This is a genomic window from Variovorax sp. CCNWLW186, from assembly GCF_037203865.1.
Classification (GTDB): Bacteria; Pseudomonadota; Gammaproteobacteria; order Burkholderiales; family Burkholderiaceae_C; genus Variovorax.
The window spans coordinates 1-6,327 of sequence record NZ_JBBCBO010000046.1 but is presented as its reverse complement, the minus strand read 5'-3'; the positions used below and the strand labels follow the sequence as shown (position 1 = coordinate 6,327).

Here is a 6,327-nt window from a genome sequence, read left to right as displayed (position 1 = left end):
ACGTTAACAGGAGCCACCAAATGATCAAAGTCAGCATCCCCGCTGTCATCACCCGCAACCAAGCGGGCGTCGGCAAGACCTCCGGCAAGGCCTACAACATGGACTTCCAGACGGTGTACATCCACACCGTTGCCAAGGACGGCAAGCCGAATCCGTTCCCCGAGAAAACCGAAATCATCCTCGACAAAAACGACCAGGGTCAGCCGCTGGTCTACGCGGTCGGGGAATACCAGCTGCACCCCGCAAGCCTGTACGTGGACCGCTCGGGGAACCTCGCGGTGGCTCCGCGCCTCGCACCGCTCCCCAAGGCTTGAGGGGTGCACCATGCACCAAGCCATGCATGCTGCACGGCTCGCGCAGATTCAGGGCGCTGTCCTGGGTCTGCTGCGTGAGGCCAACGAGGAAGAAGACGGCTTCCAGAAGCCGGACGGCCTGACGATCACCGCCACCGTCGATGCAGATCGCACGGTGGTCATCGATTTGCAGTGGCTCGTGGGCACTGTGCCCGTCGCGGGTGAATCGCTGTGAAGCGCGATGCCGTGAACCTCGACCAGCTGGCGCTGTTCGAGCCTGATGCTCCCGAGGCCCTGCGCCTCATGTCGGCCCACAGTGCGCGCTTCGAGCGTGCCGCTGATGCGGCCGAGTTCTGGGAGGTCGCGCTGTGCCCTGGTGCACGCGACGAAGCCACCAAGCAAGCCGAAGAAGCCTACCGCGCATGGCTCGTGTGCGCGATCTTCCTCGACTTGGAGCGCCTGCTGTGATCAGCGCCCGACGCCTCGCCGCATACCTGCGTGTCGTCGCGTTGGTGCTCTGGTGCATCACCGCCTTGGTGTGCATCTACAGCGAACTGCGGGTGACCCAGATCATTCGCGACGTGGTCGCACGTCAGGCGGCCCAGCCATGACGATCACCGTCTGGTTTCCTCGCTTCCGTGGCCTTGGCACGCGCGTGTGCTCGTGCATGCCCGAGGCTCGCGCGTATCAGTCTTGGCTCAAGCAGCTGGGCGTACCTGCCGTCATCGAGGTGACGAAGTGAGCATGCTCGCGCTCTCTCCTGCTGGCGAAGCCTTCGCCGCTCGTGCGCGTCGTTCGTCGCCGGAAGCGCGCGCAGCGCGCGGGCTTGTCTCAGTATCAACAACTTGCAGGAGTCAGCCCACGGTCATTGCCTGGGCTGACAACTGCATCACCATCGACCGCGCGCAAGCGCGTGTCACCCGTCTTCGCAAAGGCCTTGGGATCGCTGCGAAGCAGCTGCACAACATGGGTCCGCGCAACCAGCAAATCTGGATGCAGACGCTGACCTACGAGGGCGACAACAGGAACTGGCGTCCCGAGCACATCAGCCGTTACCTCGATGCCCTGCGCAAGTGGCACTACGCGGTGACAGGTGCCAAGACGCTGCGCTATGCGTGGGTCGCTGAGCTTCAGAAACGCGGCGTCATCCACTACCACGTGATCGTCTGGCTCGCTGGCGGGCTCACACCGCCCAAGGGTGATCTCGGCTGGAAGCGCAAGGACAAGGCTGGCCTCGTGCACTGGGAGCCGCCGATGTGGCCCCACGGCATGAGCCGTCGCGACAAGTCCACGGCCCCCGTGGCCTACCTCATGAAATACGCCTCCAAGGTGGAGAGCAAAAACGTTGGGAGCTTCCCCCATGGAGCACGCATTCACGGCGCAGGGGGCATGGATGCTCCTGGGCGCGATATCCGTCGCTGGGTTCTTTGGCCTGCGTATGTGCAGGGCAATGCTTCGGTCAACGACCGCTTCCGACCTGCGCCGGGAGGCGGCTACCTCAATGCTGAAACCGGCGAGCTTCTGCTTGCTGAATTCGCACCAACAGGCGGCGGTTTTCAGAGCTTTATCCGCATCAGGACCACCCCTCGCAGGGTGGACCCCTCCGGCCCGTTCTCGTGGCTTCCAGAGCCCGTCACGTTGCATTGAGGACGTGTCGTGATCTGCGCGCAACCCGACGCCTCCGGCGTCATCACTTCCACCCCGACGCAACCCGCCGACATGGCGACGTGTGCCGTGGTGCTCATCACCGGTTCAGAGCTTTCCGCTGTGAACGGTATTGCATTTCCGTCGCCTGCCGATTTCGGCACCGCCTGGGCGCTCGGATTCACTCTTGTGGTCAGCAGCTACGTCATTGGATGGGCTGCTGGGGCGGTGCTTCGTTTCATTCGTTATTGAAGAGGTTTTCCATGAACAAGTTCGCTCGCATCGCTCGCAACAACAAGGGCCGTGCCCTGGCTCTCGTCCTGGCTTCGGCTGGTCCCGTGTTCGCACAGACCACCGGCCCGGATTTCTCGTCCCTGACGGCTGCCGTGGACTTCGGCACCGTGGTGACTGCCGTCCTGGCAATCGCCGCGCTGATGATGCTCCCGAAGGTCGCAGGTTGGGGCGCGCGCAAGGTGCTCGGCTTCATTCGCGGCTAATCAGCAGTGTTCCACCCTACGCCCCGGCCTTGCACCGGGGCGTTTTTTCTTCGGAGGTGTGTATGTGGTTGATCTTCGCTTTCTTCTGCGGCGTGTGCTGCGGTGCGGCGTGTGTTGCGGGGTTGTGGAATGTCTAGCGTTGTGCGCCTTGTGCTGCTGTTGCTTGCGATGTATGCAAGCGGCGCGCATGCGGTGATTCCGCAGGTCAACGAGTACCGATATACCTATGGCAGCCAGTGGACAGCCTGGGGCGATAGCGCTGGTTCGGCGTGTCCACAGGCTGCGACGTTCATCACCATCACACCGCCGAATGAGTCGAGGGGGTACGAGGTGCGTCCTGTCGCGCAGTGCTGGGTGTTCTTTCAGAATCAATACGGCAAGACTTGGTCACAGACGGGGCGGGAGGGTCGGCTTGGCTGTCCTGCAAACAGTACCTCGGTGGCTGGTGGTTGTCAGTGCGCTAGTGGTTACCAAGAGGACTCGACGCACACGATGTGCGTGGCGCAGGTGAGCGAGCTTGAACAGTTCTGCCAGCAGCATGCCGCAGCAAAGAACACGTTCAAGATGAGCGGATCGGCCCCGAAGGCCTCGGGCGTGCCTGGCACGTCGTGCTACGTGCCTGACCCGCCGTTTGGTGGAACCGATGCGGGCAAGGGATGCAGTGCAAGCCTTGGGGATCGGATCGGTGCGCCATCCGACGATGGAACCAAGATCAATTGGGCGGGCAGCGGTTCGTTTGATGGCGGCACGTGTACAGCGGATCAGGGATCGCCTACGCCACCGTCGAAGGATGACCCCTGTCCCGGCGGTTTTGAAGGCACGGTCAACGGCGAGACGCGATGCGTTCCAGCCGAGCCTGACAAGGGCATTGAAGGCGTCAAGCAAACCAGTTCGACCGATGCCAGCGGCACCAAGCAGGACGTGAAGGAAACGACGAAGTGCGAGGGGGCGAACTGCACCACGACGACGACTACAACGACCACGACCGCAGGCGGCGCGGTCAGCACCAGCACCACATCGCGCACTGAGTCGCTGTCCGACAAGTGCGCTAAGGACCCGACGAATGCGGTGTGCCAGAAGACCCAGGGCGGCAAGGGTGCGGGCGTGTCGCAGAGCACGTGCCAGGAGAACCCGTCTGCCCAGGGCTGCGGCGGTGAAGGTGCGGGCATCGGCGACCTGTACGCGAAGAAGGACAAGACCATTGCCCAGGTCATGAAGAAGGCCAGCGATGACCTCAAGGCTGCGCCTCTGGGCAGTGCGGTGGGCGGCTTCTTCACCGTGGGTTCGGGAGGCAGCTGCCCGAGTCCCAGCGGTGTGGTGCCGTTCCTCAATAAGGCCGTGACCTTCGACATGTTTTGCACCAACTTCGCCGCGCAGATGTTTCTCATCGTCCGCATGGTGCTGCTGATGCTCGCCACGTGGATGGCGTTTCGCGTTGCCATCGATCACTGAGGACCGGCCATGCTTAAAGACTTCACCGAGTGGCTGCTGAAGCTCATTGCGAAGCTGTTCACGGCCGTCTGGGACTTCCTCTCAGACATCTTTGTTTCGATCCTTGAAGGCGTCGTGAACGCCTTCGTGTCGCTCATCGCATCGATCCCTATGCCGGGCTGGCTCACAGCTGGCCTGGGCGGGCTTTTCGGCTCGATGGACAGCGGCATTTTGTACATCGTCAGTGCATGCGGCGTGCCTGCTGCGCTCGCAATCGTCGGCGGTGGCTATGCCTTCCGCATGCTCCGAAAAATTTTCACCCTTTTCCAGTGGTAGACCATGGCAATCCTTTTCTATGAAGGCCTCCCGCGCTCGGGCAAGTCGTACGAGGCAATGAGCACGCTGGTGATTCCGTGGCTCAAGAAGGGCCGCGAGGTCGTCGCGTACATCGAAGGCCTGGACACCGACGAATGCAAGCAGCGCATCGCTGAGGCCTCTGGCATCGCTCTCGAGAAGGTCAAGGAACTGCTGTTCCCGCTGACGCGCGAGGACATGCGGCCGCGCGAGGTCGAGCGCAACGGCAAGAAGGTCATGATCGATGGCACGTGGATCGAGAAGACCCGCGACAACGCGCTGCACGTGTTCGATGAGGCGCAAAACTGGTGGTCGAACCGCACGAAGGCCAGCGACGAACTGACCCAGTTTGTGACCGAGCACGGGCACCGTGGCATCACGATCCTGCTCATGGGTCAATCGCTGCTGGACGTCCTGGCGCTCTGGCGTCGGCGCGTCGATCAGAAGTTCATTTTTCTGAAGCTCACCGCTCTGGGCGCGGACAAGCGATATCGCGTCACGATCCACAAGGGCCAGGGCAACGGCGAGTTTGTGAAGGTCGCGGACAAGCTGAACAAGTACGATCCCAAGTACTTCGGCACCTATAAGAGCCACGTCTCAGGCGACACCGACACCGACACCTATACCGATGATCGAATCGTGTTCTGGAAGGGCGGCATGGTGAAGTACGGCGCCGTGTTCGCGGTCGCGTGCTTGATCTTCGGCAGCTGGAAACTCTGGGCCTTCTTCCATCCGCCCGAGCCGGTCAAGGCCAAGCCGGGCAGCGCATCGGCCGCGAGAGCCATCCCGGCCGCGCCAACGGCCCCAGCGGCCCCGCCAACGGCCGCAAAACCACAGGTCGAGGCCAAGGCACCAGTAGACACCAGATCGCCTGAAGAACGCTATTTCGCTGACCTGGGCACCAAAGGGCGTGTTCGGCTCTCGGGCTTGATGACCTTCAGGGGCAAGACGGCCGGTGTCGTGGAGTGGGTAGACGGCAATACGCGAGTCCTGGAGCGCATCGGGATCGACACGCTTCAGCAGCTGGGCGTTCGGGTCGAGGTCATCGGTCCCGCCGTCAAGCTCAGCCTGGGCGAGTGGAACGCGCTAGCCACCATGTGGCCCGTTGAGGCTGAAGGCCGGGTGTCGGATTACCGGCAAGCCAGCATGAAGCCGGCCGCAGATGGCGGCCTGCCGCCGTCGCAGGCCGGCATATCGGGCGATGGGTCTTCTGTCGTTTCGCCCTCTGGTTTGTCGATCATCGATGGAGCGAAAGCCGGTGCCTCCGCGCCCGTGGTCGCAGCTGCCGGTGAGCCTGCGAGGCCACGTGTGCCAGCTGGCTCTAAGTGGTCGTTTCAGACTGGCGGGTAGGCCTTACGTGCCCCGGGCCATGCGCCCCCCTTCCTGCTAAGCCGGTATTCGGGGACCCGCTTGCGGGGGAAAGACCCTCGCACACCCTGTACCCGGCTTTTCGCCACAGTCATTCATGCCACCGCTCGGGTGGCGTTTTTCATTTGGAGGTTAGAACAATGATTTTTGGATACGCGCGCGTTTCTACGGTCGAGCAAAACACGGCTGTGCAATTCGAGGCCTTTTTGCGGGCTGGAGTCTCGAACGTCTATGAGGAAAAGCGGTCGGCCGTGAAGCATCGGCCGGTGCTTGATGACCTTCTGCAGCGGGTCGGTCCTGGCGACGTTTTGGTGGTCTACAAGATGGATCGCTTAGCGCGTTCTCTTTCGCATCTGCTTGACGTCCTGGCATTGTTGGAGGCTCGCGGGGCAAGCTTCAGATCGTTGACTGAAACCATCGACACGCATTCCGCTGCGGGTCGCTTGTTCATGCAGATGCTCGGGTCATTCGCAGAGTTCGAACGTGCCTTGATTCGAGAGCGCTGCATGGCCGGACAAGCAGCGGCGCGGGCCAGAGGTCAAACGTGGGGACGGCCGCGTGCGATGGCGAGGGAGCTAGAGTCGGAAGTGGTGAGGCTCTATCTCAGCGGGTGGTACACCATGGGGGTGCTGGCCGAGATGTTCGAGGTCAACGAGATGGCGGTGAAACGCGCTGTCCACCGAGTGATCAGGCCCGGGTCTGCTTCCTTGAAGTAACCCGGTTTATGGTCGAAAAGTACA

Annotated in this window: 12 protein-coding genes; all 12 read left to right on the top strand. The window is 62.2% G+C overall.

Annotated elements, in window-relative coordinates; translation table 11 throughout:
* The first annotated feature begins 20 nt into the window (after positions 1-20).
* The 12 genes from V9K97_RS27170 (at position 21) to V9K97_RS27115 (ending at position 6,303) form a co-directional block, all read left to right on the top strand.
* On the top strand, positions 21-314 hold the full coding sequence (locus V9K97_RS27170) for a single-stranded DNA-binding protein (protein ID WP_337321938.1): 294 nt from the start codon (positions 21-23) through the stop codon (positions 312-314).
* Between the two features lie 10 nt (positions 315-324).
* A complete protein-coding gene (locus V9K97_RS27165; RefSeq protein WP_337321936.1) occupies positions 325-528 on the top strand; it encodes a hypothetical protein in 204 nt (67 codons plus the stop codon).
* Between the two features lie 11 nt (positions 529-539).
* Positions 540-761 carry a hypothetical protein gene (locus tag V9K97_RS27160; RefSeq protein ID WP_337321934.1) on the top strand — a complete coding sequence of 74 codons (222 nt, stop codon included), beginning with the start codon at positions 540-542 and terminating at the stop codon, positions 759-761.
* Positions 758-904 carry a hypothetical protein gene (locus V9K97_RS27155; protein ID WP_337321933.1) on the top strand — a complete coding sequence of 49 codons (147 nt, stop codon included), beginning with the start codon at positions 758-760 and terminating at the stop codon, positions 902-904. Before V9K97_RS27160 ends, V9K97_RS27155 begins: the two co-directional genes overlap by 4 nt.
* On the top strand, positions 901-1,035 hold the full coding sequence (locus tag V9K97_RS27150) for a hypothetical protein (protein WP_337321931.1): 135 nt from the start codon (positions 901-903) through the stop codon (positions 1,033-1,035). The genes V9K97_RS27155 and V9K97_RS27150 overlap by 4 nt, the downstream gene beginning before the upstream one ends.
* 2 nt (positions 1,036-1,037) lie before the next feature.
* Entirely contained in the window at positions 1,038-1,940 is a 903-nt protein-coding gene (locus tag V9K97_RS27145; protein WP_337321940.1) for a rolling circle replication-associated protein, read from the top strand.
* Positions 1,941-1,949: 9 nt separating this feature from the next.
* Positions 1,950-2,189, top strand: a complete 240-nt coding sequence (locus tag V9K97_RS27140) for a hypothetical protein (protein WP_337321929.1) — start codon at positions 1,950-1,952, stop codon at positions 2,187-2,189.
* 11 nt (positions 2,190-2,200) lie between these two features.
* Positions 2,201-2,434 carry a hypothetical protein gene (locus tag V9K97_RS27135; protein WP_337321928.1) on the top strand — a complete coding sequence of 78 codons (234 nt, stop codon included), beginning with the start codon at positions 2,201-2,203 and terminating at the stop codon, positions 2,432-2,434.
* A gap of 141 nt (positions 2,435-2,575) precedes the next feature.
* Positions 2,576-3,886, top strand: a complete 1,311-nt coding sequence (locus tag V9K97_RS27130) for a hypothetical protein (RefSeq protein WP_337321926.1) — start codon at positions 2,576-2,578, stop codon at positions 3,884-3,886.
* 9 nt (positions 3,887-3,895) lie between these two features.
* Positions 3,896-4,201 (top strand): hypothetical protein, encoded by a 306-nt coding sequence (locus V9K97_RS27125; RefSeq protein WP_337321924.1) that lies wholly within the window; start codon positions 3,896-3,898, stop codon positions 4,199-4,201.
* A gap of 3 nt (positions 4,202-4,204) precedes the next feature.
* Positions 4,205-5,569 (top strand): zonular occludens toxin domain-containing protein, encoded by a 1,365-nt coding sequence (locus V9K97_RS27120; RefSeq protein WP_337321922.1) that lies wholly within the window; start codon positions 4,205-4,207, stop codon positions 5,567-5,569.
* 158 nt (positions 5,570-5,727) lie between these two features.
* Complete coding sequence (locus V9K97_RS27115) at positions 5,728-6,303, top strand: recombinase family protein (RefSeq protein ID WP_337321921.1); 576 nt, start codon at positions 5,728-5,730, stop codon at positions 6,301-6,303.
* The last annotated feature ends 24 nt before the right edge of the window (positions 6,304-6,327 follow it).